Here is a 24,871-nt window from a genome sequence, read left to right as displayed (position 1 = left end):
GCGGAATTCTGATTTCATCGTTGACCCGGGGTCCTTCACGCGAGGGAGGGGCGGGTGGCGCTGGCGGTCTGGCTATGGAAGTCTCCTGTAAGGGTTACGGGACACCGGCTTAGTGCAAAATGGTGAACAAATGCAATCTCCTCCGCCCCATGACCGGGTGATTAACAAAATTTTCGCGACTTTGCCGGGGTTTTGCGCTAATTTGCTGCGACTTGCCGATAATGCCCGGAATACAAGGGCGCCGTCAGGAGGATTTAGAGCATGCATATCCGTAATCCAATGGAGTGGGTCGCCGGGCAGATCGAGTCAACCAACGTCGTCGGCAGTGCGACTCCGCAGGAGTACTGGCCTGTCGCAAGCAGCACCGAAATGCCGGTGGTGCGTAAAATCACCCTCGCTGACGTGCGGGACGCGCTGCGCCGCGGGCTGGATGATTTCGCCGCGGCGCGCACGGATGTCATCTTTCTGTGCATGATTTACCCGCTCATCGGGGTGCTGATCTCAATGGCCGAGGCGCATGGGCGGCTGCTGCCGCTGCTGTTCCCCACGGCGGCGGGGTTCGCGCTGGTCGGGCCGCTGGCGGCGGTCGGGCTGTATGAGATGAGCCGCCAGCGTGAACTCACCGGCAAAATAAGCTGGCTTGATACCTTCAAGGTCGTCCGCTCGCCCTCCATCGGCGCCATCACCGGGCTGGGGCTGCTGCTCATCGGGCTGTATCTCGCCTGGCTGGCGGTGGCGCAGGTGATTTATGATTTCACCATGGGGCCGATGCCGCCCGCCTCGGCGCGCCTGTTCATCGAGGGCGCCTTCACCACCTCAGCCGGATGGACCATGATGCTCGCCGGCCTTGCCGCCGGGATCATGTTCGGGGTCGGCGTGGTGGCCATCAGCGTCGTCTCCTTTCCCCTGATGCTGGACCGCCCAGCCGGCTTCTCCACAGCCATCGCCACCTCCGTGCAGGTTTTGCTGCGCAACCCCGGCCCGCTCACCGTCTGGAGCCTCATCGTCGCCGTGAGCCTTTTCATCGGCGCCCTGCCACTTTTTATCGGGTTGATCGTGGTGCTGCCGGTCCTGGGCCACGCGACCTGGCATTTGTACCGCAAGGTGGTGGTGCCGCCCGCTGATATGAGCAAGCTGACCATGCGGCATGGCGAGGATCTGCAAAAATCCGGCTGATCATTCAATAATCAGCAGGTTTTTGATCTAGGTCAACGACAGAAATTAAAAGCCGGTGTCTATTCTGTATATCCGAAAGCGGATACACTCCCCACACTGGCCCTGCCGCAGAAATGCGTGCGGGGCTTTTTTTTGATTTCGTTTGATGCTGGCCCGCCATGCCGCTTTGCGAATATCCCGCCAGCCGGAACATCAACGCAACCACCGCAAACAGAACGTTAGAGTGCTATCGTTTGAGGTTCGCTCAACCGAGCGAACCGAAATCGTGAATCGCCCTCAGAAAAATGGCCTCTCTAACTCAACGGCCCGGCTACACCGCCACGGCATGGCGGGGTGTTGCTGTTTGCTGCGCCAGATACCGGTCGAATACCGCAGCGATGTTGCGCACGAACGGCCGCCCCGCCTCAGTCACCTCAATGCGCGTGCCATCCCAGCTTACAAGACCATCCGCCTGAAACCCCGCCAGCACTTGCGCGTCGGCCAGCAGCGGCGCCGGATCGGCGCCAAAGGCTCCGGCCTGCGCCTGCAAATCAACCTCAAGCTCACACATGATGCTCTCAATCACCGCGCCCCGCAGCCTGTCGTCCGGGGTGAGGGCGGCACCACGGCTGACGGCCAGCCTGCCCTCGTTGATGGCGGCGCTATAGGCGGGCACACCGGGAGCATTCTGCACATAGCCCTGCGGCAGGCTGCCAATCGCACTTGCCCCCAGGCCGATGAGCGCGGGCGCCGCATCCGTTGTGTAGCCCTGGAAACTGCGGTGCAGTTTCCGGCCCAGCGCGGCTTCGGCCATGGCATCGCCGGGGCGGGCGAAGTGGTCCAGCCCGACCGGAATATACCCCCCTTCTCGCTCCAGCACCCGGCGCACCATTTTCGCCTGCGCGAAGCGCGCCTGCGCACCCGGCAGCGAGGCCTCCGGGATCAGCGACTGGTGCTTCTTCATCCATGGCACATGCGCGTAGCCGAACACGGCCACCCGGTCGGCGCGCAGCGCCAGCGCCTGCCGCGCGGTCCGCTCCAGCGATTCCTCGCTCTGGTGCGGCAAGCCGTATATCAGGTCCAGATTGAGCGATCTGATGCCAATCCCGCGCAACGCCTGCGCGCAGGCCGCGGTTTCCTCAAAGCTCTGCTGGCGGCCGATGGCGTCCTGCACCGCCTGGTCAAAATCCTGCACGCCCAGGCTGGCGCGGGTGATGCCCATTTGCGCCAGCGCCGCCAGCCGGTCCGGCGACAGCGATGTGGGGTCGATCTCGATGGCGATCTCGGCATCGGGGAGCATCTCGAAATGGCCGCGCACGCTCTCCATGATATCGGTGAGGCAATCGGGCGGCAACACAGTGGGCGTACCCCCGCCCCAATGCACATGCGAGACCTGCAAGCGCCGCCCCACGGTCTCCGCCACCAGCGCGATCTCGCGCATCAGCGTCCTGGCATAAATGCGCTTGGGGCGCTCCATATGCACGACCGAGGTATTGCACCCGCAATACAAACACAGCCGGTCGCAGAACGGCACATGCAGATACAATGAAACCGGCGCCCCCGCTGGCAGGTTCGCCAGCCACCCGGCATAAGCCTGCGCGCCGGTCGCGGGGGTAAAGTGCGGGGCGGTCGGGTAGCTCGTATAGCGCGGCACGCGGCCATCGTAGCGGGCAATCAGGTCTGCATCTGTCATCATGGCCCTCTTTTGAACGCGCATAGCCCCGTTCTCATTGATTCAGGTCAAACCGGCGGGCGCTCAGCCCGGCAGAAACTCCGGCACCGAGAGGTAGCGCTCGCCGGTATCGTAGTTAAATCCGAGGATCTTCGTCCCCGCCGGCAGTTCCGGCAGCTTCTTGGCGATGGCCGCCAGCGTCGCGCCGGAGGAGACACCAACCAGCAGCCCCTCCTGCCGGGCGGAGCGGCGGCCGTATTCGCGCGCCTCCTCGGCATCCACCTGTATCACCCCATCCAACGCCGCGAGGTGCAGGTTCGCCGGAATAAACCCGGCGCCGATCCCCTGGATCGGGTGCGGCCCTGGCGCGCCGCCCGATATTACAGGCGAGAGCGCCGGCTCCACGGCAAAAACCTTCATATGTGGCCAGTGTTTTTTCAGCTCTTCCGCGCAGCCGGTGATATGCCCGCCGGTGCCGACACCGGTGATCAGCACATCCAGCCCCTCGGGGAAATCCGCCAGAATTTCCCGCGCGGTGGTGCGGGCATGCACCTCAATATTCGCCGGGTTCTCGAATTGCTGCGGAATCCACGCGCCCGGATTCTCCGCCGCCAGCACGCTCGCCCGCGCGATGGCGCCCTTCATGCCAAGCTCCTTGGGCGTCAGGTCAAAGCTCGCGCCGTAAGCCTGCATCAGGCGGCGCCGCTCAACCGACATGGACTCAGGCATTACCAGAATCAGCCGGTATCCCTTCACCGCCGCCACCAGCGCCAGACCGATGCCGGTATTGCCCGAGGTCGGCTCAATAATCAGCCCGCCAGGCTTCAGCGCGCCCGCCGCCTCCGCTGCCTCCACCATAGCCAGCGCGATACGGTCCTTGATCGAGCCGCCAGGATTGGTGCGCTCTGATTTGATCCAGACCTGCGCCGAGGGAAACATCCGCGCCAGACGAATATGCGGGGTTTTGCCGATGGTTTCGAGAACGCTGCTGGCTTTCATACTCTGCCTCCTTGGTGTGTTTCACGCCGTTGCAACCAAGATGCCCCGATTTGAGCGAAGTGCAAGTCCTTGCCTGGATGATGGCGCGCAACAAAAAGCCGCCCCGGCTGTCGCAAATACCGCCGTGCCCGAATTCAGGCGGCCGCGGCCTCCTGGAATGCCAGCGCGCGTGCCGCCAGCAGCGCACGCACGGCAACCGGCACCTGGCGCTGCGACTTGGCGCGCGGAATGTCCATCTCCTCAATCGGCGCGGTCTCGCCCAGGGCCTCGTGCTCCGCCCAGTTGGCAAAACCCATGCGGTCCACATTGTCCACAAAGCTTTCCGTTGCCGCGCCCTCGGCCAGCAGCAGCTCATGGGTGGCAAGCTCCACATGGTAATAGGTGAAGCACTCCGGCACATCAGCCTCGCGGATGATGCTGCTGCCATTCACCAGCGCCCCCGCCTGCACCAGCACGCCGCCAATGAACATGGCGTGGTCCGGCGAGACCAGAAGGTCGCGCAGCGGCAGGCTCTCGCCCAGGGCACCGGCCTTGATACGGACCGGCAAGACGCGCAGCGGGTCAGCGAAGCGGGTGGAAACCTGCGAACGGCCAAGCCAGCGCACCGGCTTGCTCTCGCCCGCGGCAGTCATCAGCAGCGTCGCGGCGGTAATATCCTCCACCGCGATATCTCCATCCGCCGTGGCAAGGCGTGTACCGGCGTAGAAACAGGGCGGGGCGCCGTTGTATAAGAGGGTACCGCCCGAACTTATGAAATTACTTGGCGCGGTGCCGGGAGCCAAGGTTACATTGCTGGAAACAACTGTTGAACCGCCGCCGCTATGCTCATCGGTGAGCGTATAAACCGACGTGCTGCCGGGGTTCAACGTCAGCGACATCGTGTCTCCACCACCTAGTAGCCTGATTTGGTCGCCAAAGCCGAGGTTTTGCAGGACCAGCCCCGTGCTCTGGTCAGTGACTGCCAGAATGTTGGCGCTCCCGCTGCTGCTCACGGTGTCAAAAATGAACGTTCCCGCCGCGGCCGAACCGCTGCCGGTCACCGTGGCGCCGTTAAGGGTTATGGTGCCGCCGTTTGCCACGCCGAGCGCCGAGGTGGTCGAGAATGTGGTGGCGCTCAGCGTCACGTTATAGCCGGCGGGCGGCGTAAGACCGTTGCTAAAGTAGAATGAGCCGCCAGCGAGCGTCACGGTTCCGGCGGGGCCCGTCATCACTAGGCCGTCCAGAGAAACCTGGTTGCCAAATGGCATAACAATGGTTGTCCCAGTGGGAACACCAATGAACCCATATGTTGGAACGGCGGGAGGGCTCCAGTTCGCTGCCAGAAAAAAATTCCCCGAAGCGCCGCCAACCCATGTAAAATCAACCATTTTTAATACACCCCCAAAAGCACCGCCGCGTCCGGCCCGGCATCCGTAAATCAGCTGCCGGGCCAAAAATTCCGCGAAACGATATGTATCGTTGCCTTTGTCACCTTATCGGAGGGAAATCGTCTCAAAAAATCGTGATTGACGCGTTTGTGATACCGGTCAACATTTAGTGATACACTGTTTACAGATGTTAGAGAGCGCGATCGTTTGAGGTTCGCTCGCCTGAGCGAGCCGGAAGCGTGAATTGCCCTCAAAAAAATGGCCAGAGCCTGATCGCACTTAAACCAATCAGGCTAGATCGGCTTCAACGCCGCCAGCATGGCCCGCGCCAAGGCAGGCCAGCCCGCCGCCGCATCCTCCAGCGGCCGGGCCGCCGCCGCGCCGCCCGCCGACAAATCCACAGTGAGTTGCATCAGCCCCTGGGCAACGGCTTCAGCCGTGGGGGCGCACAGCCGCGCGCCCGGCACCCCAGCCAGCTGCTCAGGCAACCCCCCCACGTTGGTTGCCAGCACATATCTCCCGGCCGCTATCGCCAAGGCGGCCACGCCGGACTGGCTCGCCTCCTGATACGGCAGCACCACGGCATCGGCCCAGGCCAGCAGCGCGGGCAGCTCCCCTTCGCTCACCCAGCGCTGCTCCACGCTCACCTCCGGCATCGCGCGCAACCGGGCGAGGCTTGGCGAGGCCGGCCCCTCACCGCAGACGCGAAGCTGAAACGGCCGCTCCGGGCCAAGCCGCTCCAACGCCCCGGCCAGCAGGCCAAGCCCCTTATAGGGCAGCAACCGGCCGAAACAGAGCAGTCTCGGCACCCCGCCATGCGCCATCACCGGCGCCATTTCCCCCAACCCCACCGGTGGATGCCATAGTTTCACAACACGCTGCCCCGCTGCGCCGCATCCTTGCCGGCGCAGGCCGTCGGCCACATGCCCGGTCAACGGAAACAACACCCGCGCATCGCGCAGCTGGCGCCATTGGCCCATGATACGGAAGTTGAAAGCCTCCCCCGGATGCGCAGCCGCATCATGCACAACCATGGCATAGGGAATACCCAGGCGGCGCAGAGCAATGGTCATGCGCGCATCCAGCAGCGCCGGCATCGCGCATATGGCAATATCGGGCCGGTCCTCGATGAGCCGCTTCCTCACCCGCCCGCGTACCAGCGGCCCGCTGAGCCGCTGTAGCGCATAGCCCAGCGCATTTTCATACGTCGGCTCGCGCCAGCTGCACGCCGCCGCCGCCGCAGCCCCGGCCAGAATCTCCGCTCCTCCCGCCAGCGAGAGGCGCACACTATGCCCGGGAACATCCCCCAGGGCCGCCGCCAGCCGCAGCGCGAACAACGGGCCGCCGCCGCGCCGCCCCCAGTGCCACACCAGCAGCTTCATCCCCGCTCACACCCCACCCGCGCGGCAGTACTGGCGCACATACGGGACAAACCGTTGTTGCAAAGCGCTCTGGCTTAGCTTGAAGTTTTCCAGCGAATAAGGCGCATGCCGGGCATACCCGCCCCGTGGCTTGGCCGCAATCCGGCGAGACATCGCCGCCAGCGCTTCCGCACGCAGCGGCATGCCAAACCGCGCATAGATCCGCGCGATGACCGCCAGCGGCGCGCCGGCCAGTTCATCATAATGAACATGAATCTTCCGCTCCGGCGCCACATCCGCGCGCTGGTCGAAATCCAGCAGCAGGTTCGCCCCTTGTATCCAGCGCTCCGAAACCTGCGCCCCGATCTCCGCGAGATCAATCTTGCGCAGGAACGGCTTGCGTAAAACCCAGGTGAGCCGCGCCACCGAGGCCAGCACCGCGATAGGATCGCGATGCACGATCACAAAGCGCGCATCCGGATAGACCTGCAAGATCGCATCCAGCGTGAAAGTATGGTCCGGGCATTTGAGCACCCAGCGCCCCGGCGCGCCGTTTTGCAAAAATTGCAGAAACTGCTTATGAAAACGAAAAGCCTGCAAATGCCCATGTGCCTCCAGCCAGGCGAAATAGGAAGGCACGCGGTGCGTCGCGTCAAAGCGCAGGCTCTGGAACACATGCGCCGTTATTTCGGTGCATTCCTGCGGACTGTCCGCTGTAATCGGGTGCAGATCCGAAAATCCAGGTGCCAGACCAGCGAAAATCCGCAGCTGCCGATCCACGGCTTGCACCCGCTTGTCGTTGAGCGGGTTGAAATTGGCGGGGCGCGGCGCCGGGTAGATGGTCTGCCAGTTGCGCGGCACCAGGCTCTCGCTGTCCTGCGCCATCAGCTCATGCAAAAATGTCGTCCCGCTGCGCGGCAGGCCGAGTATGAACAACGGCTGACTGACCGGCGCCTGCGCCAGGGCCGGGCTGGCGCGGTGCGCGGCTTCCACCGTCTGCGCGTTGCGCAGCAGGCGCAACGCGTCCCAGTGCAGCGAAATCCGGCCGAAAACGCTTAAATCGGACTCCGTCATGATGGAGGCCATCAGCCGCCGCAACGCCTCGCGCGCATCCGGCCCCGGATTGCTCCCTGACGCTGCGATGAGCGCGTCAGGTTCCAACCCGGGCAACCAGGATTTAGGCACAACCGCATCAGCCGCGACAAAGCCCAGCCGCAACGCCTGATACAGCGCGTTCATCAGTTTACTGCGGCTTGCACTCAATCAACTCGATCTTGTAGCCATCCGGGTCCTCGACAAACGCGATGATCGTGGTGCCGAATTTCACCGGCCCCGGCTCGCGCGTGATCTTCGCGCCCGCGGCGCGCAGCTTCTCGCAGGTCACATGAATATCAGGCACGCCGATGGCCAGATGCCCAAAGGCCGTTCCCGCTTCATAGGAGCTTACGCCCCAGTTATACGTCAGCTCCAGCACGGTATGGGTCGCCTCATCGCCATAGCCGAGAAATGCCAGCGTATACTTCCCGGCCGGCACTTCCGTGCGGCGCAGTTCGCGCATGCCCAGCAGGCCGGTATAGAACTTAACGCTGGTGTCCAGATTCCCGACCCGCAGCATCGTATGAAGATAAGAGAAATTTTCGCTCATGGTCCCGCTTTCAGGTTGAATGTCCGCCCCCCTTGGCCAGCCACGCTTCGCGCACCAGCCTCGGGCGTGAATCGGCATCGCGATTCACACTACGGCAGGATAGGTTCAGCTTGGGCTGCGCGCGTCAACTGGCGCTGGCGCAATTTAGGGCTGCACACCCAACAGGAACATCCCCGCCTCGTCCGCCGCCTCGATCATGGCCTTGCGGTCCGCCAGAATCGTGCCGCCAGCCTCAAAAGCCACCCCCAGCAACCCGGCTTCGCGCGCATGGCGGATGGTAGCCACCCCAATGGTCGGCATATCCGCCCGGCGCTCCTGCCCCGGCTTGGCCAGCTTCACCAGCACCCCGGCCGGGCCAGGCCGCGCCACGGATGGAATGCGCGCCAGCATGGCGTCCGTGCCCTCCACGGCTTCCACCGCCAGCACAATGCCCTGTTGCACCACACAGGCCTGGCCAATATCCGCCGCGCCGATGATCTTGAGCACCGCAATCCCGCGCTCAATATCGGCCATCGCCGCCGCATCGGGCGCGCGGGTGGTGAGCAGACCCGGCGGCGCCAGCACGTCGCTTAAAATATCGTGCGCGCCCAGCACATGAAACCCTTCCTCGCTCAGCACGCGCACCACTGCGGCCAGCAGCCCGTCATCCCCGGCAAAAGCCGCGCGGCCGATTTTGGCCAGCAGCCGCGCCCCCTCGGCATCCGGGCGCAGCGCCAGCAGCGAGGGCCGCTTTACCGGGCCGATCATCACCAGATCAACACAACCGGCCTCCTCGACCGCGCGGCGGATCGCGCCAATGGCGCCCAAACGGAAAAACCTGTGCGAGTAGGGCGCCACCACCGCCGGATCGGCAAACCCCTCAAGCGCCGCGATGAACACCGCCCGCCCGCCCGCCTGCGCGGCGGCGGCAACCTGGCCCGGCAGCGCGCCGCCGCCCGCAATAATGCCCAGGGGCGTCGCGTTCATGGCGGCAGCTGCCTACTCGTCGCTCTGCCCGGTGGCACGCGCCACGTTGGTGAGAATACCGTGCCGTCCCGGATTTGCGATGAAGTCGAGCATTTCCGCCACATACACATTGCCGCCATATTCACCGCGCGCAGCGGCCACGCGCTCGGCAAACACGCCCGGCCCCGCGAAGATGAACTTATGCGCGGCCCGGATCTCATGCAGCTGCGCCTTGCTCAGCCCGCGCCGGCGCAAGCCCACGATGTTCAACCCCACCATCTGCGCGCGCGGCCCGAACACGAAGCAGTACGGCGTCACATCGTTCGGCACGCCGCTCAGCCCGCCGACCATGGCGCCCGCGCCGATCCGCACAAACTGCAAAATCGCAGCCGCCCCGCCGATCACCGCCCGGCTGCCTACCTCGACATGCCCGCCCATGACGACATTATTGGAAATCACCACGCCGTCGCCGATGTTGCAGTCATGCGCGACATGCACCACCGCCATCAGCAGGCAGTCCGCGCCGATTTTGGTGATGCCCGTGCCGGTGACAGTGCCGCGATGAATCGAGCAATGCTCGCGGATCTGCGTGCGCGGCCCGATGCTGGTCTCGGTGTCCTCGCCTTTGTACTTCAGGTCCTGCGGCGCCAGACCGACCGTGCAGAACGGAAACAACTTTGCCCCGGCGCCGATCCGGGTCCGGCCTTCCACCGCAACATGGGAGACCAGCTCAACCCCATCCTCCAGCACCACCTGCGCCCCAACCGTACAAAACGGGCCGATTTTCACATCGGCGCCGATCACGGCACCCGCTGCGATGATGGCGGTCGGGTGGATCATCTCAGGCACCGGCTTCAACATTTTCTGGTCCAACTCTCATTGCGCCGTTTGCTGTAAAGCGGTGCCCGGGGCACCGCCAGTCAATCATTATTTCCGTCCGTTTCCGTACCGGCGGGCCGGAACAGCTATACGGGTTTAACCTCGTCCATGATCATGGCCGTGATCGAGGCTTCCGCGACCACCACGCCATCCACGCGGGCCGTGCCGTTAAAGCGCCAGACATTGCCGCGCTTGCGGTCCTTCACCAGTTCCAGCCGTAGCTGGTCCCCCGGGGTGACCGGCTTGCGGAATTTCGCATTCTCGATCGACATGAAATACACGATCGGCGAACCGGCGTCCTCCCCCATGCCGCTGATAACCAGCGCCGCCGCCGTCTGCGCCATGCTCTCGACGATCAGCACGCCCGGCATCACCGGATGCCCGGGAAAATGCCCCTGGAAAAACGGCTCATTCATGGTGACGTTCTTGATCCCCGTCGCCGAATGGCCATAGCGGACATCCACCATGCGATCGAGCAGCATGAAGGGGTAGCGATGCGGGATCAACCGCAAGAGCTGCTTCACATCGAAAGCACTCACATCCACCGGGGGGAGATCAGCCTGGGGCACGTCGTTCATCGGGGTCAACCACCTGCTTTTTTAGGTTTGCGGCCATATTGGGCCAGTTTACGAAGGGTTATAACCTCTCTGAAAAAGGTTTTCGACGGCTGCGACGGTGATCCCATAACCTCTTCGCCAGGGCCTATATCCGTCATCACCCCGGCCTGCGCGCCGATGCGCGCCCCGCGCCCGATGGTCAGATGCCCGGTCAGCCCGGCCTGCGCCGCGATCATAACCTGCGGACCAATCGCCGTCGAGCCGGAGACCCCCGCCTGCGCGACGATCACGGCATGCGAGCCAATGTTCACGTTATGGCCAATCTGCACGAGATTATCGATATGCACGCCCGGCCCGATCACGGTATCCTGCGCCGAGCCGCGGTCGATACAGGTATTCGCGCCGATCTCCGCGCCATCGCCGATCAGCACCCGGCCAAGCTGCGGCACCGGGGTGAACCCGGTGGGGCTGATCGCGAAGCCGAACCCATCCTGGCCGATGCGCGCGCCCGGATAGAGCACGACGCGGTTGCCGATGACGGCATGCGAAACCGAAACCTGCGCGTGAATCCGGCATTCGGCGCCGATGATTACGCCATCCGCGATCGAGCTCAGCGGCCCGATGATGGTTCCGGCGCCAATTTCCACCCGCGCGCCGATGACGGCATGCGCGCCGATCTCAGCCGTGGGGTCTATCGTTGCGGAAGGATCGATCACCGCACTGGCATGGATCCCGGCCTTGGCGCGCGGAAACGGGTGGAACAAGGCGGAAATTTTCGCCCAGGCCACATAAGGTTCGCGGGTCACCAGCGCAGCGGTCCCCTCCGGCACACGGGAGGCGAAGTCGGGATGCACGATCACCGCCCCGGCTTTGATACCCGGCAGCAGATCCGCATAGCGCCGGTTGTCCAGAAACGTCACATCCAGCGGCCCCGCGGTCTGCAACGGCGCCACCCCATGGATCAACCGTTCCCCGGCCTGGGTTTGTGCCCCGGCCAAAGCGGCCAGGGTTTGCAGCGTATGCGGCCCGGTGCGCTCGAAAAAACGCGCGTCACCGGGTTTTGCAACATCGGCCATGAGACTACTGGCCAGCGCCTTGGTCGCCGCTCTGGTCCGGCGGGTTAACCGCCATGCCGGGCGTCACCACGCTGGGGGGCACGGGAACGGACGGCAGCAGCTTGTTGATCTGCGCCACCACCGCGTTGGTGATGTCGAACGCGTCAACATTCAGCGCCACCTGCTCACGATGCAGCACCAGATTCATGCCGCGCGCCTCCGCCTCCTGGCGGATAATGGCGATCAGCTCGGATTCAATAATCCCCAGCGCCGCCTGGCCGGAGTTCTGGATTGCCTGGTTGCGCTCCTGAAACGAGGTCTGCGTCGCGGCCACTTCATCGCGCAGGGCCTGTTCCTTCGTCTCCAACTGGGCGTCGGTCAGCGTCGAACGGTCAGCCTCGATCTGCGCCTGCTCAGCCTGGATTTTCGCCCGCGCGGCCTGCGCCTCCTTGGCCAATGCCTCCTGGCGCTGGCGGATCACCGCCTGCACGCCCTGCGCGGCCGTGGATTTCTGCATCACCTCGGGCACGCTCAACACACCGATAACGGCGACCGGCGGCGGTGCGCCCTTGGGCAGGGCCGGGAGTTGCGGAATCGATGGAACCTGCGCCTGCGCCTGAGCCTGCGGCGCGGGGGCCGGCGCATGAGCCGGCGCGTGGGCGGGTGCCTGGCTGGGCGGCATGAAATAGCCCGGCGAAGATTGCGCAAACGCGGCCGGCGCCGCGCTCAAAGCCGCGACGGCAACCAGAACCGGAGAGAAACGGGTAAAAAATGCCACTTAGAACCTCGTACCAAAAGAAACGCGGAATTGTTGTGTCTGATCGCCCTTCTGCTTCACGACAGGATCGGCGAGTGAGAGATTAATCAGCCCGAACGGCGTGTTCCAGGAGAGCCCAACACCCGCGCCAACGCGCGGCGCCGTGGTATTGTTGAGCGGCTGTGGACCATAGCTCCCGCCCGAGATCTGGCGGGCCCCGTAGAGCGAGCCGACATCGACAAACGCGAAGCCGCTGAGGCCAAGATCGGGCGAAACCGGCAGCGGGAACTTCACCTCGGTTGACTGCGTCCACATCACGCGGCCGCCCACGGACTGGCCACCGAAATTGACGCCCGCCGCATTATCGGCCGCCGTTTGCACGGTCGTCGGCCCGACGCCGCCATCGGCAAAGCCGCGCAGCGAATCGCCACCCAGGAAGAAGCGGTCCGTAATCCGGTCATGATAGCCAAACAGCGGGATAAGATCGCCGCCGGTGGCCGAGAACTTAAGCACCCAGTCCTTGGAGCCGAAAATCCGCTCCAGCGGAATGTAATACGATATATCCGGGCTGATGCGCACAAACTTGGCCGTACCGCCGGCACCGGCGAAATCGGTGGTCAGGTCCGCGAGCAGGCCGCTGGTCGGGTTCAGATCGTCATCAACATAGTCAAACGTCAGTGTCTGGCTGATCTGGCTGAGGCTGGAGAGCCCCTGCTCGCTTGTGATGTAGATGCTGGAACCGGCCGGCACATTATAAACATTGCGCTCGCTGATCGTATAGCTGAACGACTGGCGCACATGGTCGTTAAAGCGGTAGCCCAGCCGCACGTCCGCGCCGATGTCGCTCTCGGAGTAGCTGTAGCTGGTTGATTGCGCGGTGTAGGAATATGTCGATGAGCGGAACAGATCGAACCCGGCGATCAGGTTGCGGTCCAGAAAATACGGGTTGGTCACGCCCAGATTAACCTGCGTGCCACGCTGCGCCAGCATGGCGTTGACGGAGGTATTCACCCCGGTGCCCAGGAAGTTGTTCTGGCTCAACCCGGTGTTGAGCAACGCCCCGAGACTGCTGGAATAACCGCCGCCGAGCGAGAACTGGCCGGTTGCCTGCTCGGTCACCGCGGTGTCGAGGATCACCTGCTGCGGCGTGGAGCCGGGCGAGGAGGTGATCTTCTCATCCTTGAAGAACCCGAGATCCTTCAAATGCTTAGTGGATTGATCAATCTTCGACTGGTTATAGCCATCGCCCTCGGCCACGGTCAGCTCACGGCGGATCACCTTGTCCTCGGTGCGGGTATTGCCGGTGATGTCGATGCGCTGAATATACACGCGCGGCCCGTCGATCACGTTCAGCGTGATGGCAACAGTCTTCTTCGCCGGATCGCTCTGCACCTGCGGGTTCACCTGGGCAAAGGCATAGCCAAGGTTGAGCGCGCGCGTGTTCAGCGCAGTCACGCCTTCCACCAGCGCATCGCCGTCAAACCAGTCTCCGGCCGAAAGCGGCACCAACCCGCGCAACTCCTTGTCGCTCAGCGTGCGGATGCTCGAGACGATCTTCAGGCTGCTCACGCGGTAGCGCGGGCCTTCATGAATATCATAGGTCAGATAGAAGGATTTATGATCCGGGCTCAGTTCCGCATTGGCGCTGATCACGCGGAAATCCACATACCCCTTATGCAAATAGAACTTGCGCAGCAGGTACTCGTCATACTCGATCCGGTCCGGATTGTACTGATCCGAACTTGAGAGAAAGCGGAACCATGCTGACTGACGGGTGGAAATCACCTCGCGCAGCTTCGCCTGACTAAAATGCTTATCGCCGATGAAGGCAATGCGGCTGATTTTCGTCTGCACACCGTCATTGCACTGAAACACCACGTTGACGCGGTTATCAGGCAAGCGGATATATTTGGGCGTTACCGTCGCGTTGTAATAGCCTTTTTTCGCATAGGCTTCGAGCAAAGCCTGACGATCGGCCTCAACCGACCCGATGGTGAACACCGAGCGCGACTTCAGCGATACAATCGCCTTCGCATCCTTGTCGGCCAACGCCTTGTTGCCGCTGAACAGCACCTGATCAACGGTCGGGTTTTCCACAACCGCGACATCGAGGTTGTTGCCCGCGCGCGTGATCGAAACCGTCTTGAACAGGCCTGTGGCATAAAGCGTCTTCAGGGATTCGTTGATCCGTTGCGGATCGAACGTGTCACCCGGCTGCACCACCATGTAGGAGGTAATCGTATCGGTCTGAATCCGGCGGTTGCCGCTGACATTGATCGCCGCGATCGTGCCGCCAGCCTCCACCGGCCGCGAAACCGCAGAGGCCGTTTGGGCAAAAGCGGCACCATGCGGGCCACAGACCAGCAAAGCCGGCAAAAGACAGACAGAGGCCAACAGGACCGAGCGCGGCTTAAGCAACAGATAATCTCCCAAACCATACAGGCCTCCGGCGCGCCGGAGTGTTTTCGCTGTGGCGCGTTTGGCACGGGCCGGACTTATCGGCAAGGCCAAACGCTCAACCCCGCAGCCGCGAAGACGCTTATCCAAACAGATGCACGACCCAGTTCACGGCGCCAATCCGGCTCAGATCGTTGAAAGTCGTTAAGAAAAATAACGAAATGATGAGCGCGGCGCCAAAACGCAGCCCGATATCCATGGCGCGCGCGGGCAGCGGCCGGCCATAGATCGCCTCCGCCAGGTAGAACAACAGATGCCCGCCATCGAGAATGGGAATGGGCACCAGATTGATCAGACCAAGATTGATCGAGAGAAACGCAATGAAGCTGATGACGCTGATGATCCCCAGCGCGGCAACCTGGCCCGTCACCTCGGCAATCCCCAGCGGCCCGGCCAGCTGCCCCAGCCCCTGGCGATGCACCGCCAGATTATAAAGCCCGGCAAGCATGCCCGCGCCGTCGTGCCAGGTCTCCGCCGCCGCCGCCGCCGCCGCCTCGGGGGGCGAGAAATGCTGAATGCTGGAAACACTGCCCGCCACACCCAGATGCCCGATTTTCTCGCCATCCACCGTCACAGCGCCCAGCGCCACCCGCACGTTGATGACCTTCCCCTGCCGCAGCAGGCTGAAATCCATCGAAGCATCGGGATGCTGGCTAACAATGTTCTGCAACTGATTGAAATTTTTTATTTTTTCGCCACCAGCGGTCAACACCCGGTCACCCGCGCGCATCCCCGCCGCCGCCGCCGGAGACGCCGTCTCCACCGTGCTGAACACCGGCTGCACCACGACTCGCCCAACCGTCATGAACAATCCGGAAAACAGCACGAAGGCCAGCAGCAGATTGGCCAGCGGCCCAGCCGCGACGATAAACGCCTTGGAGCCCAGCGATGCCCCGGCGAATGAACCAGGCACCGCCGGCGCCGGATCATTCGGCTCGCCCCAGCCCTGCATCTTCACATAGCCGCCCAAAGGCAGCACCGAAATCTTCCACACAGTGCCGGATTTCGCCCGCCAGGAAACCAGCGCCGGGCCAAACCCGATGGAGAACACCTCCACCACCACGCCGCGCGCCCGCGCCGCCAGATAATGCCCAAGCTCATGAAAGAACACGAGCACGCCAAGCACAAACGCATAGGTCAGAATCGTGCGTGCGGTATCGAACATCAGGCGGCCTTTGCCGCCGCCAGCCCGTTGGCGGCGGCGCGCGCGGCCGCGTCCAACGCCAGCACGGCCTCAAGGTCAGGCACCGGCGGCGCGCCCAGTTGTTGCAACACCTCCTCCACGATCCCGGCAATGTCGAGAAAGCCGATCTTGCGCTCCAGGAAGGCCGCAACCGCGATCTCATTGGCCGCGTTCAACACAGTTGGCGCCCCCGCTCCCGCCTCCAGCGCCGCGCGGGCGAGGCGCAGCGCCGGAAAGCGGACTTCATCAGGTGCTGAGAACTCAAGCTTCATCACCGCCGCCAAATCCAGCCGCGGCGCCGCGGTGGCAATCCGCTGCGGCCACGCCAGGGTATGGGCAATGGGAATACGCATATCGGGCGAGCCAAGCTGCGCCAGCACCGAGCCATCCGCATAGCAGACCATGCCGTGGATCACCGATTGCGGGTGCACCAGAACCTCGATCTTCTCCGAAGTCAGTCCAAACAATCTTGCAGCTTCAATAACTTCCAGACCCTTGTTCATCATCGTGGCGCTGTCGATGGAAATCTTCGCCCCCATTGACCACACCGGATGGCGCAACGCCGCCTCCGGGGTGATGCCGCGCATCTCCTCAAACCCGTGATTCCTGAACGGTCCGCCCGAGGCGGTGAGGATGATCTTGTCAATAGACCTGGCATTGCCGTCGGCCATCGCCTGCATAACGGCGTTATGCTCCGAATCCACAGGCAACAGAGTCGCCTTTGCCTCGGCCACGGCGCGCAAAAACACATCGCCCGCCGAAACCAGCGCCTCCTTGTTGGCAAAGGCCACCGTCCCGCCATGCTTCACCGCCGCCAGCGTCGGCTCCAGGCCTATCACCCCCGTAATCGCTGACATCGTCCAGTCCACCGGCAGCGCCGCGGCGTCCAGCACGGCCGCGCGCCCGGCCGCGCAGGCCAGCCCGGTCCCGGCCAGGGCGGCGCGCAACTCACCTAGCAGCGATTCTTGCGCGATCACGGTGAGTTCCGGCCGGAATTGCTTCGCCTGCGCCGCCAGCAACGCCACATTGCGCCCGCCCACCAGCGCGCGCAGCTGATAAGAACTCTGATTTTCAGCTATAATATCAAGGGTTTGCGTGCCGACGCTCCCGGTAGAGCCGAGCACCGATAAAATCTTTACCCCCATAACGGCAAGCCTCCATGGACGCTGAGCGCCAATATCGCCGCCACCGGAGCGGCCGCCAAAAAACCATCCAACCTGTCGAACAACCCGCCATGACCAGGGATCGTCCGTCCAGAATCCTTAACTCCCAGTTTGCGCTTGATCCAGCTTTCCAGCAAATCTCCCGCCTGGGCGAAAACACTCAGGGCAAATCCCGCCGGCAGGGCGGCCAGGTCAACCCCATGCCCCCGCGCCGCCAGCATCGCGGCAGCCAGCCCGCCAATCAACAACCCGCCGATCGAGCCGCTCCAGGTCTTCCCCGGCGAGATTTTCGGCGCAAGCTTTTTGCCGCCAACGAGCCGCCCGACCAGATATGCGCCAATATCCGTGCTCCAGATCACGACAACCAGAAACATCGTGTCATACAACCCATGCTCAGGCTGCAGCCGCAGCCACAGCAGCGAGAGCGCGCCAACCCCGGCATAGGGGATTCCCGCGGCGGCAAACCAGCCACGGCTCAGCCCCACGCCTCCCGCCGCCAGCGCCAGCGCCGCAAACCCGAGAATCAGCCCGAAATGCCCCAGCGCCAGCGCGGCCAGCAACCCGCCGGCAATCAGCCACGTCCCCGCATCCATCAAGCCCAGCGCGGCCAGCTTCGCCCACTCAAGGCCCATCCCGGCCAACGCCGCGGCAATAAATATCGTCCACGCCAGTCCGCCATGCCACAGGCAGAGCAGCGCAATCGGCCCCAGCACCATGGCCGAGGCCAGGCGCACGCCAAAATCAGCCCAGCGGCCGCCTTTCTGCACGGGCGCCATGCTCAGGCCGGGCGGGCGCCAAAGCGCCGTTCCCTGGTGGCGTATTCGTCCAGGGCGGCGGCAAACGCAGCGGCGCCAAAGTCGGGCCACAGCACATCGGTGAACAGCAACTCGGAATAAGCCGTCTGCCACAGCAGGAAGTTGGAAATCCGTACCTCCCCGCTGGTGCGGATCAGCAGGTCCGGGTCAGGGATGCCCCTCGTGTCCAGCAGCGCCGCGAAATTCTCCTCGGTCAACGCCTCCGGCGCCATGCCAGAGGCAATCGCCTTGCGCGCCGCCGCCACAATATCCGCCCGCCCGCCGTATGAGAGCGCCATCACCAGCGTAAGCTTGCTGTTATTCGCGGTTCTGGCCTCGGCGGCGGTCAACTCCGCGGTCAGGTTCGGGCCAAACCGCTCCCGCTCGCCGATGATCTTCAGGCAAACACCCTGCGCGTGCATCTCATTCAGCTCGCTGCGCAGATAATGCTTCAGCAGAAACGTCAGATCCGCCACCTCGCCCGGCGGACGCCGCCAGTTCTCGGAGGAAAACGCGAACAGCGTGAGATAGCGCACCCCCTGGGCGATCGCCGCCTCCACGGTGCGCCGCACGGCCTTCGCCCCCTCGCGGTGGCCGGCCACGCGCGGCAACCCGCGCGTAGTGGCCCAGCGCCCATTGCCATCCATGATGATCGCCACATGCAGCGGGACCGGGCGTGCAGAAACCTCGGACATCAGACTTGGCGAATGTCCTTTTCCTTCTCCGCGAGGCTGGCGTCGAGGCGCTTGATGTACTCATCCGTCAGCTTCTGCACCTGCTCGGACCAGTCGCGCTCGTCATCCTCGCTGATCTCGTGCTTCTTCTGCAGCGCCTTAATCTGCTCCATGCCATCGCGGCGCACGCCGCGCACCGCGATGCGCGCATTCTCGGCATATTTGGCGGCGGTCTTGGCCAGCTCGTTGCGGCGCTCCTCGGTCAAAATCGGCAGCGGCACGCGCACCATCTGGCCGTCGGGCTGCGGGTTCAGCCCCAACCCGCAATCACGGATGGCCGCCACCACGGAATTGACCATGGAGCGGTCCCAGACCTGCACGGTCAGCATCCGCGCTTCCGGCACCGCAACAGTCGCCACCTGGTTGATCGGCATCATCTGTCCATACGCCTCAACCTTGATCGGGTCGAACAGCGCCGGGCTGGCCCGCCCGGTGCGTAGCCCGCCAAATTCGCGCTTCAGCGCGTCCAGCGCGCCATCCATGCGGCGGGTGAGATCGGTTTTAAGCGAGGAAATATCGGCAGGCATTTGTCCGTCCTTACTGGTTCGGTTCCACGATCCGGGTGAACAGCCCCTCGCCGCGCATCACGGCGGCGAAGGCTCCCGGCGCATGGATGTTGAAGACAATGATCGGCAGCTTGTTCTCGCGCGAGAGGCTGATGGCGGAGGCGTCCATCACGTTCAAATCGCGTGAAAGCACGTCCAGATACGTCAGCGTCTCAAAGCGTTCGGCATTCTTCACCTTGCGCGGATCGGCGGAATACACGCCATCCACCTGCGTGCCCTTCAGCAGCGCGTCGCATTTCACCTCGGCCGCGCGCAGCGCCGCCGCGGTGTCGGTGGTGAAGAACGGATTGCCGGTCCCGGCCGCGAAAATCACCACCCTGCCCTTCTCCATATGCCGCTCGGCGCGGCGGCGGATATAAGGTTCGCAGACCGAGGCCATGGGAATCGCCGACTGCACCCGAGTCGGCACATCGCGCTTCTCCAGCGCTGACTGCATGGCCAGCGCGTTCATCACGGTGGCGAGCATGCCCATGTAATCCGCCTGGGCGCGGTCCATACCGCTGGCAGCGCCCGCCACGCCGCGGAAGATATTCCCCCCGCCGATCACCAGCGAAACCTCCACGCCCATCGCCACCACATCGCCGATATCGGCGGCAATGGCGTTCACCGTGTCGGTATCCAGCCCGTACTCCCGCTTGCCCATCAGGGCCTCGCCGGAGACTTTGAGCAGCACACGCTTATATTGAGGAATCGAGGTCATGGGACATCCATAGAGGAGAGCGGCTTCTAAAGAAAAGGGCGGTCCAGGCTAATTGCCCGAACCGCCCCTGGTTAGTCCAGCCCGGGGTAAACTTAAACCCCGGCGGCCGCCGCAACTTCCGCCGCGAAATCCGTGGCTTCCTTCTCAATTCCCTCACCGAGATGGAAACGCACAAAGCGGGTGATCTTCGCGCCGGCCTTCTCGACCACCGCCTTCACCTTGCTCTCGCCGTCATGCACCCAGATCTGCTCAAGCAGCACCACATCCTCGTAGAACTTCTTCACCCGGCCTTCGACCATCTTCTCAATGATGGCTTCGGGCTTGCCCGAGGCGCGCGCCTGGTCGGAGAGCACGTTCTTCTCACGCTCCAGCGTCGCCGGGTCCACTTCGGCAATGCTCAGCGCATCCGGGCGGGTGGCGGCCACATGCATGCCGATCTGGCGCCCCAGCGTCTCAATTGCCTCGCCCGCGGCCCCTTCAAGCCCTACGATCACGCCGATCTTGCCCAGCCCCGGCTTCAGCGCGCCATGGATATAAGCAGCAGCAACGCCGCCCGGCACCTCGATAACGGCAACGCGGCGCACGGTCATGTTCTCGCCGATGGTAGCGACCAGATGCACGATCTCTTCCGCGACCGTGCGGCCCGTACCAGGATAGGCGGCGGCTTTCAGGGCCTCCACATCCTCGCCGGTCTCCAGCGCCAGCTTCGCCACGGTCTCAACGAATACCTGGAACGCCTCGTTACGGGCCACGAAGTCGGTCTCGGCGTTGATCTCGACCATCGCCACCTTGCCGGGAGCCAAAGCGACGCCAACCAGACCTTCGGACGCCACGCGGCCGGATTTTTTGGCGGCGGCAGAGAGCCCCTTCTTGCGCAGCCAGTCGATCGCGCCCTGAATGTCGCCATCGCTTTCCACCAGCGCCTTCTTGCAATCCATCATGCCGGCGCCGGTCGTCTCGCGCAGGTCTTTCACCAGCGCCGCGGTAATTTCAGCCATATTTCTGCTCCTCAAATTTTTACCCGCGGCGCCAAACCGCCCCGCGGACCAAACCTAACTCAGGCGTGCGTTTCGGCTTCCGGCTCGGGCAGCGCTTCCAGGATCGGCTCGGCGGCGGCGCCAAGGTCAATTCCCGAAGAGCCCAGCTCAGCGCTGATGCCATCCAGCACCGCGCCCGAGATCAGGTCGCAATACAGGGTGATGGCGCGGATCGCGTCGTCATTGCCCGGAACCGGGTAGGTCACACCCGTCGGGTCGGAATTGGAGTCGAGAATCGCGATGACCGGAATGCCGAGCTTGTTGGCTTCCTCAACCGCGAGCTTCTCCTTGTTGGTGTCGATGATGAACAGGATGTCCGGCAGGCCGCCCATGTCCTTGATGCCGCCCAGCGCGCGTTCCAGCTTCTCGCGGTCGCGCGTCAGGTTCAGGATTTCCTTCTTGGTCAGGCCCTGGACTTCACCCGCCAGCATCTCGTCCATCTGGCGCAGGCGCTTGATGGAACCGGTGATGGTTTTCCAGTTGGTCAGCATGCCGCCGAGCCAGCGGTGGTTCACATAATACTGGCCGCAACGCTGCGCGGATTCCGCCACATAATCAGCCGCGGCGCGCTTGGTGCCCACGAACAGCACACGCCCGCCGGCGGCGGTCACGTCGCGCACCTGCTTCAGGGCGCGTTCAAGCAGCGGCACAGTCTGCTGCAGGTCGATAATATGCACCTGGTTGCGCACGCCAAACAGGTAGGGCGCCATGCGCGGGTTCCAGCGGCGGGTATGATGCCCGAAATGGACGCCCGATTCGAGCAGGTGACGCAGGGAAACTTCAGGTAATGCCATGGCAAAACTTCTCCAAAAATCCGGTTAAAACCTCCGCAGGGCTGAGCCTCTCAGCACCGGACCTAAGGGAAAACCCCAGGATAAGCGCCCTGCGTGTGAATTATCGGCACCATGCCGACGCGCGCCCTATCGCAAATCACCCGCCAAAATGCAAGCCGCGCGCGTAAAAAAGGGCCGAACCTCACGGTCCAGCCCCTTCTTTTAGCTTAATCCCGCGCGCGCAGGCTTAGAACAGATACCCCACGCCCGCACCCACCACGGTGGGGTCCAGCTCGGTATGCGCGCCGATCAGCCCGTTATCCACATGCGTCCCAGTGACGATGAAGATCTGCTTCACATCGACATTGGCAAACCAGTTCCCGGCGACCGGCACGTCAAACCCGGCATCCAGCGCCGGGCCAACCCCCGTGGAGAGACCGCCGAACTTGGTGATGCCCGCGGCTGCGTGCTGGTCATAAAAGAAAGCCACGGTGAGGCCAACGCCCGCATATGGACGAATGCCGCCGATTTCCGGCAGGTGATACTGCAGCGTCACCGTCGGCGGCAGCACCCAGGCGCTGCCAACCTTGGCGTCCAGCGGGCCGGTCACCTTCACATTATGCCGGCTGGTCGCGGCAATCACCTGCACGGACCAATGCGGCGTGAAGAAATACGACGCATCGATTTCCGGCGAAATGCCGGCGCTCACGCTCACATGCTCGTTGGGCACAACGGCGCCCCCAACCCGGACGGCGCTGTTCAAATCCTCAGGTATCACCCCGATCAGACTCACATGCACCATCATGTTTCCAGCCTGGTAGCCGGTCGGCTGGCTGAAATAGCTCTGCGCCGCCGCGGGCGTGACCGTGGCCGCAGCCAAAAGACCCGCCAGACCGAAGCCAAATGGAATTCTCATAATCTAGTCTCCCAGTTTTGTTAACAACAACCCTGGGTAGGCCACCAAAAATTTCGAGAATTTGATATTAATCAAATTAACCATGCGCTCAAAGCATGCCAAACGCGCGCACCCAACAAAAAAGAGGGGCAGTGACCCTGCCCCCCTTTGGGAATGCTTCAAAATAAAATGCTTCGCAATAAACGGTGGCGCGTTACGCCAGCAACGGCCCCCATGAAGGGTCCGACGCATAAGATGGCGTCGGCACCAGCCGCTCGTTGAAACCGTCGATCCCGATGGTGACCAGCCGGGACGAATGCCCGTCCGCCGTCGGGGTCGAGCGGCAGAACATGATAACCCGGCCGTTCGGGCAGAAGGTTGACGATTCCACAAGAAAACCCTGGGAGAGAATGCGCTCGCCCGAGCCGTCGGGCGCCATCACGCCGATGGTGAACCCGCCCACATCGCTGCCCCAGAACGTATAGCTGATCAAATCCCCGCGCGGCGACCACGAGGGCTCAGCATACCGCCCGGCGCCGAAGCTGATCCGCTTCACACCCGAACCATCGGCGTTCATCACGAAAAGTTGCTGATTCCCGTCACGGTCGGAGTTGAAGACGATCTGCGACCCATCCGGCGAGTAGCATGGGGTGACGTTGATGGACGAGGAATCAGTCAACTCGACCATGCCGCCCCCGCTCAGGTTCACCTTCACGATCGCCGCCCCGCCATTGCGCGAAACCGACATCAGCAGCGAATTGCCATCCGGCGAGAAACGCGGGCCGATGGTCTGGTCGCCATACGAGCCGAGCATCCGCTGCGCGCCCGTTTGCAGGTCGAACAGATACACGCGCGGCGTATTGCTCTGGAAGCTCACGAAGGCGAGTTGCTGGCGCGTCGGGTTGTACTGCGGCGAGAGCGCCATCGAGGACCCATCGGTCAAAAACTGGTTGTTGGCGCCATCGTAATCCATCACCGCCAGGCGGCGTATCCGGCTCGTCACCGGCCCGGCCTCCGAGATATAGGCCACGCGCGAGTCAAAATAGCCCTTCTCGCCAATCATCTGCTGATACACCACATCGCCGATGATATGCGCGATCCGCCGCCAGTTATCGACGGTGGTGGTATAAGCGGTGCCCTGCACCTGCCTCTGCTGCGATACATTCCACAGCCGGAACTCCACCCGCAGCTGCCCGCCGCCCTGGTCCGCCACATCGCCCGTCACCAGCGCCTGCGCGCCGAGAATGTTCCAGTTCTGCCAAACCGGCGTGCCGTTAACGACAGAATTAGGCACAAAGCTCGCCGGGTCGATCGGCCGGAACAACCCGGAATGGCCCAGATCATCGCTCAGCACCCCCGTAATCTGCCCGCCATATTGCGATGCGTTGCCCGATGGATCGGTAAACGGCGCGATCGCGATGGGGATCGGGGCGGTCTGCGCGCCGGAGACGTTAATCGCCGGGCCGTTATTGGCGGTGCCGCCGGCCGGCGCGGCCACGGTTGCATCAGCCCCGCCGCCAAGCGCGCTCTGCGCGAAAGCCACCGGCGCCGCCGCGGCGGCCGCCCCGGCGCCCAGAACGCCACGGCGGGAAATGAGCGGAATATTAAAACGCATCATGAGTACCTCTTACGGCGTGAAATTGAACAGGAAGGTCTGGTTTTTACCCAGCATATACGAGGGCAGCGGCAACGTTGCGCATTGCACGTTCATCACGGCGTTAATGGCATCGTTGGCAAAAGCGGCGAAAATAGGGTCGCCCAGCTTGCTCTGGTCCTGCGGCGCCACCACGGCCATGCGCACCGTGCCGGTGGGGTCGGTCGTCACCATCAGGTTCACACTGAAGCTGGAGAGCCCCGGCGCCCCGGCATCCACGTTCCAGCAAGGCCGCACATGGTTGCCAATCGCCGAGCGGTCCGCCCCGGTCAGCCCGGAATTGGCGGTGCTCTGCTTGCTGCCGCCGCCATTGGGCGCGCCGCCCTGGTCAGGGTTGTAAACATGCGTCGGCGGCTGCTTCTGCTGCTGCAACGCCTGCAACTTCAGCAACGTATTCAACACGCTCTTGCTCAACGGCGCCGGGGTCTTCACCACGTTCTGCTGGTGCGTCGGGCTTTGCGCCGGGGCTGGCGGCTGCGGCAACGGCGGCAACGGCAGCTTGGGCTGCACCACGGTGCTCGTG

Annotated in this window: 23 protein-coding genes and 1 pseudogene; 1 reads left to right on the top strand and 23 read right to left on the bottom strand. The window is 63.4% G+C overall.

All coding sequences use genetic code 11. The features are described 5' to 3' along the window. Nucleotides 1-261 precede the first annotated feature (261 nt). The gene (locus tag HKL97_RS00690; protein ID WP_291421849.1) at nucleotides 262-1,176 is read left to right on the top strand and encodes a DUF2189 domain-containing protein; all 915 of its coding nucleotides are present in this window, start codon (nucleotides 262-264) and stop codon (nucleotides 1,174-1,176) included. Between the two features lie 310 nt (nucleotides 1,177-1,486). On the opposite strand, the gene hemN is transcribed toward HKL97_RS00690, so the two are convergent. The 23 genes and pseudogenes from hemN to HKL97_RS00575 all read right to left on the bottom strand — a co-directional run. Next, nucleotides 1,487-2,851, bottom strand: coding sequence for an oxygen-independent coproporphyrinogen III oxidase (gene hemN, locus HKL97_RS00685; RefSeq protein WP_291421847.1), 1,365 nt, complete (start codon nucleotides 2,849-2,851; stop codon nucleotides 1,487-1,489). A 60-nt stretch (nucleotides 2,852-2,911) separates the two neighbouring features. Continuing rightward, a complete protein-coding gene (gene cysK / locus HKL97_RS00680) occupies nucleotides 2,912-3,826 on the bottom strand; it encodes a cysteine synthase A (RefSeq protein ID WP_291421845.1) in 915 nt (304 codons plus the stop codon). Between the two features lie 134 nt (nucleotides 3,827-3,960). Beyond that, a complete protein-coding gene (locus HKL97_RS00675) occupies nucleotides 3,961-5,034 on the bottom strand; it encodes a Hint domain-containing protein (RefSeq protein ID WP_291421843.1) in 1,074 nt (357 codons plus the stop codon). A gap of 452 nt (nucleotides 5,035-5,486) precedes the next feature. Next, nucleotides 5,487-6,575: a glycosyltransferase family 4 protein gene (locus HKL97_RS00670; protein ID WP_291421841.1), complete on the bottom strand. Its 1,089-nt coding sequence runs from the start codon at nucleotides 6,573-6,575 to the stop codon at nucleotides 5,487-5,489. A 6-nt stretch (nucleotides 6,576-6,581) separates the two neighbouring features. Beyond that, complete coding sequence (locus HKL97_RS00665) at nucleotides 6,582-7,793, bottom strand: sulfotransferase (protein WP_291421839.1); 1,212 nt, start codon at nucleotides 7,791-7,793, stop codon at nucleotides 6,582-6,584. A 4-nt stretch (nucleotides 7,794-7,797) separates the two neighbouring features. Then, on the bottom strand, nucleotides 7,798-8,199 hold the full coding sequence (gene gloA / locus HKL97_RS00660; RefSeq protein WP_291421837.1) for a lactoylglutathione lyase: 402 nt from the start codon (nucleotides 8,197-8,199) through the stop codon (nucleotides 7,798-7,800). A 144-nt stretch (nucleotides 8,200-8,343) separates the two neighbouring features. Continuing rightward, nucleotides 8,344-9,165 carry an LpxI family protein gene (locus HKL97_RS00655; protein ID WP_291421835.1) on the bottom strand — a complete coding sequence of 274 codons (822 nt, stop codon included), beginning with the start codon at nucleotides 9,163-9,165 and terminating at the stop codon, nucleotides 8,344-8,346. A 12-nt stretch (nucleotides 9,166-9,177) separates the two neighbouring features. Continuing rightward, nucleotides 9,178-10,005: an acyl-ACP--UDP-N-acetylglucosamine O-acyltransferase gene (gene lpxA / locus HKL97_RS00650; protein ID WP_291421833.1), complete on the bottom strand. Its 828-nt coding sequence runs from the start codon at nucleotides 10,003-10,005 to the stop codon at nucleotides 9,178-9,180. A 104-nt stretch (nucleotides 10,006-10,109) separates the two neighbouring features. Next, a complete protein-coding gene (fabZ, locus tag HKL97_RS00645; protein WP_291421831.1) occupies nucleotides 10,110-10,601 on the bottom strand; it encodes a 3-hydroxyacyl-ACP dehydratase FabZ in 492 nt (163 codons plus the stop codon). A 5-nt stretch (nucleotides 10,602-10,606) separates the two neighbouring features. After that, the gene (lpxD, locus tag HKL97_RS00640) at nucleotides 10,607-11,656 is read right to left on the bottom strand and encodes a UDP-3-O-(3-hydroxymyristoyl)glucosamine N-acyltransferase (protein ID WP_291421829.1); all 1,050 of its coding nucleotides are present in this window, start codon (nucleotides 11,654-11,656) and stop codon (nucleotides 10,607-10,609) included. A 4-nt stretch (nucleotides 11,657-11,660) separates the two neighbouring features. Continuing rightward, entirely contained in the window at nucleotides 11,661-12,413 is a 753-nt protein-coding gene (locus HKL97_RS00635; RefSeq protein WP_291421827.1) for an OmpH family outer membrane protein, read from the bottom strand. Next, nucleotides 12,414-14,786 (bottom strand): outer membrane protein assembly factor BamA, encoded by a 2,373-nt coding sequence (gene bamA / locus HKL97_RS00630; RefSeq protein ID WP_291421825.1) that lies wholly within the window; start codon nucleotides 14,784-14,786, stop codon nucleotides 12,414-12,416. A gap of 145 nt (nucleotides 14,787-14,931) precedes the next feature. Further along, a complete protein-coding gene (rseP, locus tag HKL97_RS00625; protein ID WP_291421823.1) occupies nucleotides 14,932-16,014 on the bottom strand; it encodes an RIP metalloprotease RseP in 1,083 nt (360 codons plus the stop codon). After that, on the bottom strand, nucleotides 16,014-17,177 hold the full coding sequence (gene dxr / locus HKL97_RS00620) for a 1-deoxy-D-xylulose-5-phosphate reductoisomerase (protein WP_291421821.1): 1,164 nt from the start codon (nucleotides 17,175-17,177) through the stop codon (nucleotides 16,014-16,016). The genes rseP and dxr overlap by 1 nt, the downstream gene beginning before the upstream one ends. Further along, nucleotides 17,168-17,971, bottom strand: coding sequence for a phosphatidate cytidylyltransferase (locus HKL97_RS00615; protein ID WP_291421819.1), 804 nt, complete (start codon nucleotides 17,969-17,971; stop codon nucleotides 17,168-17,170). Before HKL97_RS00615 ends, dxr begins: the two co-directional genes overlap by 10 nt. Before the next feature lie 2 nt (nucleotides 17,972-17,973). Beyond that, the gene (gene uppS, locus HKL97_RS00610) at nucleotides 17,974-18,684 is read right to left on the bottom strand and encodes a polyprenyl diphosphate synthase (protein WP_291421817.1); all 711 of its coding nucleotides are present in this window, start codon (nucleotides 18,682-18,684) and stop codon (nucleotides 17,974-17,976) included. Then, a complete protein-coding gene (gene frr / locus HKL97_RS00605; protein WP_291421815.1) occupies nucleotides 18,684-19,250 on the bottom strand; it encodes a ribosome recycling factor in 567 nt (188 codons plus the stop codon). The genes uppS and frr overlap by 1 nt, the downstream gene beginning before the upstream one ends. Nucleotides 19,251-19,260: 10 nt before the next feature. Continuing rightward, nucleotides 19,261-19,989, bottom strand: a complete 729-nt coding sequence (gene pyrH, locus HKL97_RS00600) for a UMP kinase (protein WP_291421813.1) — start codon at nucleotides 19,987-19,989, stop codon at nucleotides 19,261-19,263. Between the two features lie 92 nt (nucleotides 19,990-20,081). Then, nucleotides 20,082-20,987, bottom strand: coding sequence for a translation elongation factor Ts (tsf, locus tag HKL97_RS00595; RefSeq protein ID WP_291421811.1), 906 nt, complete (start codon nucleotides 20,985-20,987; stop codon nucleotides 20,082-20,084). Between the two features lie 59 nt (nucleotides 20,988-21,046). After that, the gene (gene rpsB / locus HKL97_RS00590; RefSeq protein WP_291421809.1) at nucleotides 21,047-21,820 is read right to left on the bottom strand and encodes a 30S ribosomal protein S2; all 774 of its coding nucleotides are present in this window, start codon (nucleotides 21,818-21,820) and stop codon (nucleotides 21,047-21,049) included. A 226-nt stretch (nucleotides 21,821-22,046) separates the two neighbouring features. Continuing rightward, nucleotides 22,047-22,715: an OmpW family protein gene (locus HKL97_RS00585; RefSeq protein WP_291421807.1), complete on the bottom strand. Its 669-nt coding sequence runs from the start codon at nucleotides 22,713-22,715 to the stop codon at nucleotides 22,047-22,049. Between the two features lie 193 nt (nucleotides 22,716-22,908). Beyond that, the gene (gene tolB, locus HKL97_RS00580) at nucleotides 22,909-24,309 is read right to left on the bottom strand and encodes a Tol-Pal system beta propeller repeat protein TolB (protein WP_408820522.1); all 1,401 of its coding nucleotides are present in this window, start codon (nucleotides 24,307-24,309) and stop codon (nucleotides 22,909-22,911) included. A gap of 12 nt (nucleotides 24,310-24,321) precedes the next feature. After that, nucleotides 24,322-24,871 (bottom strand): annotated as a pseudogene (locus HKL97_RS00575) (hypothetical protein); the annotation flags it as partial.

This window comes from Acidocella sp. (genome assembly GCF_013044125.1).
Taxonomy (GTDB): domain Bacteria; phylum Pseudomonadota; class Alphaproteobacteria; order Acetobacterales; family Acetobacteraceae; genus Acidocella.
The sequence above is the reverse complement of the archived record's forward strand: the minus strand, read 5'-3'. Positions and strand labels throughout refer to the sequence as shown.

Excerpts from the sequence above, each read along its gene's own strand:
- HKL97_RS00690 (WP_291421849.1), top strand. The coding sequence starts at position 262 with ATGCATATCCGTAATCCAATGGAGTGGGTCGCCGGGCAGATCGAGTCA.
- hemN (WP_291421847.1), bottom strand. The coding sequence starts at position 2,851 with ATGATGACAGATGCAGACCTGATTGCCCGCTACGATGGCCGCGTGCCG.
- cysK (WP_291421845.1), bottom strand. The coding sequence starts at position 3,826 with ATGAAAGCCAGCAGCGTTCTCGAAACCATCGGCAAAACCCCGCATATT.
- HKL97_RS00675 (WP_291421843.1), bottom strand. The coding sequence starts at position 5,034 with ATGACGGGCCCCGCCGGAACCGTGACGCTCGCTGGCGGCTCATTCTAC.
- HKL97_RS00670 (WP_291421841.1), bottom strand. The coding sequence starts at position 6,575 with ATGAAGCTGCTGGTGTGGCACTGGGGGCGGCGCGGCGGCGGCCCGTTG.
- HKL97_RS00665 (WP_291421839.1), bottom strand. The coding sequence starts at position 7,793 with ATGAACGCGCTGTATCAGGCGTTGCGGCTGGGCTTTGTCGCGGCTGAT.
- gloA (WP_291421837.1), bottom strand. The coding sequence starts at position 8,199 with ATGAGCGAAAATTTCTCTTATCTTCATACGATGCTGCGGGTCGGGAAT.
- HKL97_RS00655 (WP_291421835.1), bottom strand. The coding sequence starts at position 9,165 with ATGAACGCGACGCCCCTGGGCATTATTGCGGGCGGCGGCGCGCTGCCG.
- lpxA (WP_291421833.1), bottom strand. The coding sequence starts at position 10,005 with ATGTTGAAGCCGGTGCCTGAGATGATCCACCCGACCGCCATCATCGCA.
- fabZ (WP_291421831.1), bottom strand. The coding sequence starts at position 10,601 with ATGAACGACGTGCCCCAGGCTGATCTCCCCCCGGTGGATGTGAGTGCT.
- lpxD (WP_291421829.1), bottom strand. The coding sequence starts at position 11,656 with ATGGCCGATGTTGCAAAACCCGGTGACGCGCGTTTTTTCGAGCGCACC.
- rseP (WP_291421823.1), bottom strand. The coding sequence starts at position 16,014 with ATGTTCGATACCGCACGCACGATTCTGACCTATGCGTTTGTGCTTGGC.
- dxr (WP_291421821.1), bottom strand. The coding sequence starts at position 17,177 with ATGGGGGTAAAGATTTTATCGGTGCTCGGCTCTACCGGGAGCGTCGGC.
- HKL97_RS00615 (WP_291421819.1), bottom strand. The coding sequence starts at position 17,971 with ATGGCGCCCGTGCAGAAAGGCGGCCGCTGGGCTGATTTTGGCGTGCGC.
- uppS (WP_291421817.1), bottom strand. The coding sequence starts at position 18,684 with ATGTCCGAGGTTTCTGCACGCCCGGTCCCGCTGCATGTGGCGATCATC.
- frr (WP_291421815.1), bottom strand. The coding sequence starts at position 19,250 with ATGCCTGCCGATATTTCCTCGCTTAAAACCGATCTCACCCGCCGCATG.
- pyrH (WP_291421813.1), bottom strand. The coding sequence starts at position 19,989 with ATGACCTCGATTCCTCAATATAAGCGTGTGCTGCTCAAAGTCTCCGGC.
- tsf (WP_291421811.1), bottom strand. The coding sequence starts at position 20,987 with ATGGCTGAAATTACCGCGGCGCTGGTGAAAGACCTGCGCGAGACGACC.
- rpsB (WP_291421809.1), bottom strand. The coding sequence starts at position 21,820 with ATGGCATTACCTGAAGTTTCCCTGCGTCACCTGCTCGAATCGGGCGTC.
- HKL97_RS00585 (WP_291421807.1), bottom strand. The coding sequence starts at position 22,715 with ATGAGAATTCCATTTGGCTTCGGTCTGGCGGGTCTTTTGGCTGCGGCC.
- tolB (WP_408820522.1), bottom strand. The coding sequence starts at position 24,309 with ATGCGTTTTAATATTCCGCTCATTTCCCGCCGTGGCGTTCTGGGCGCC.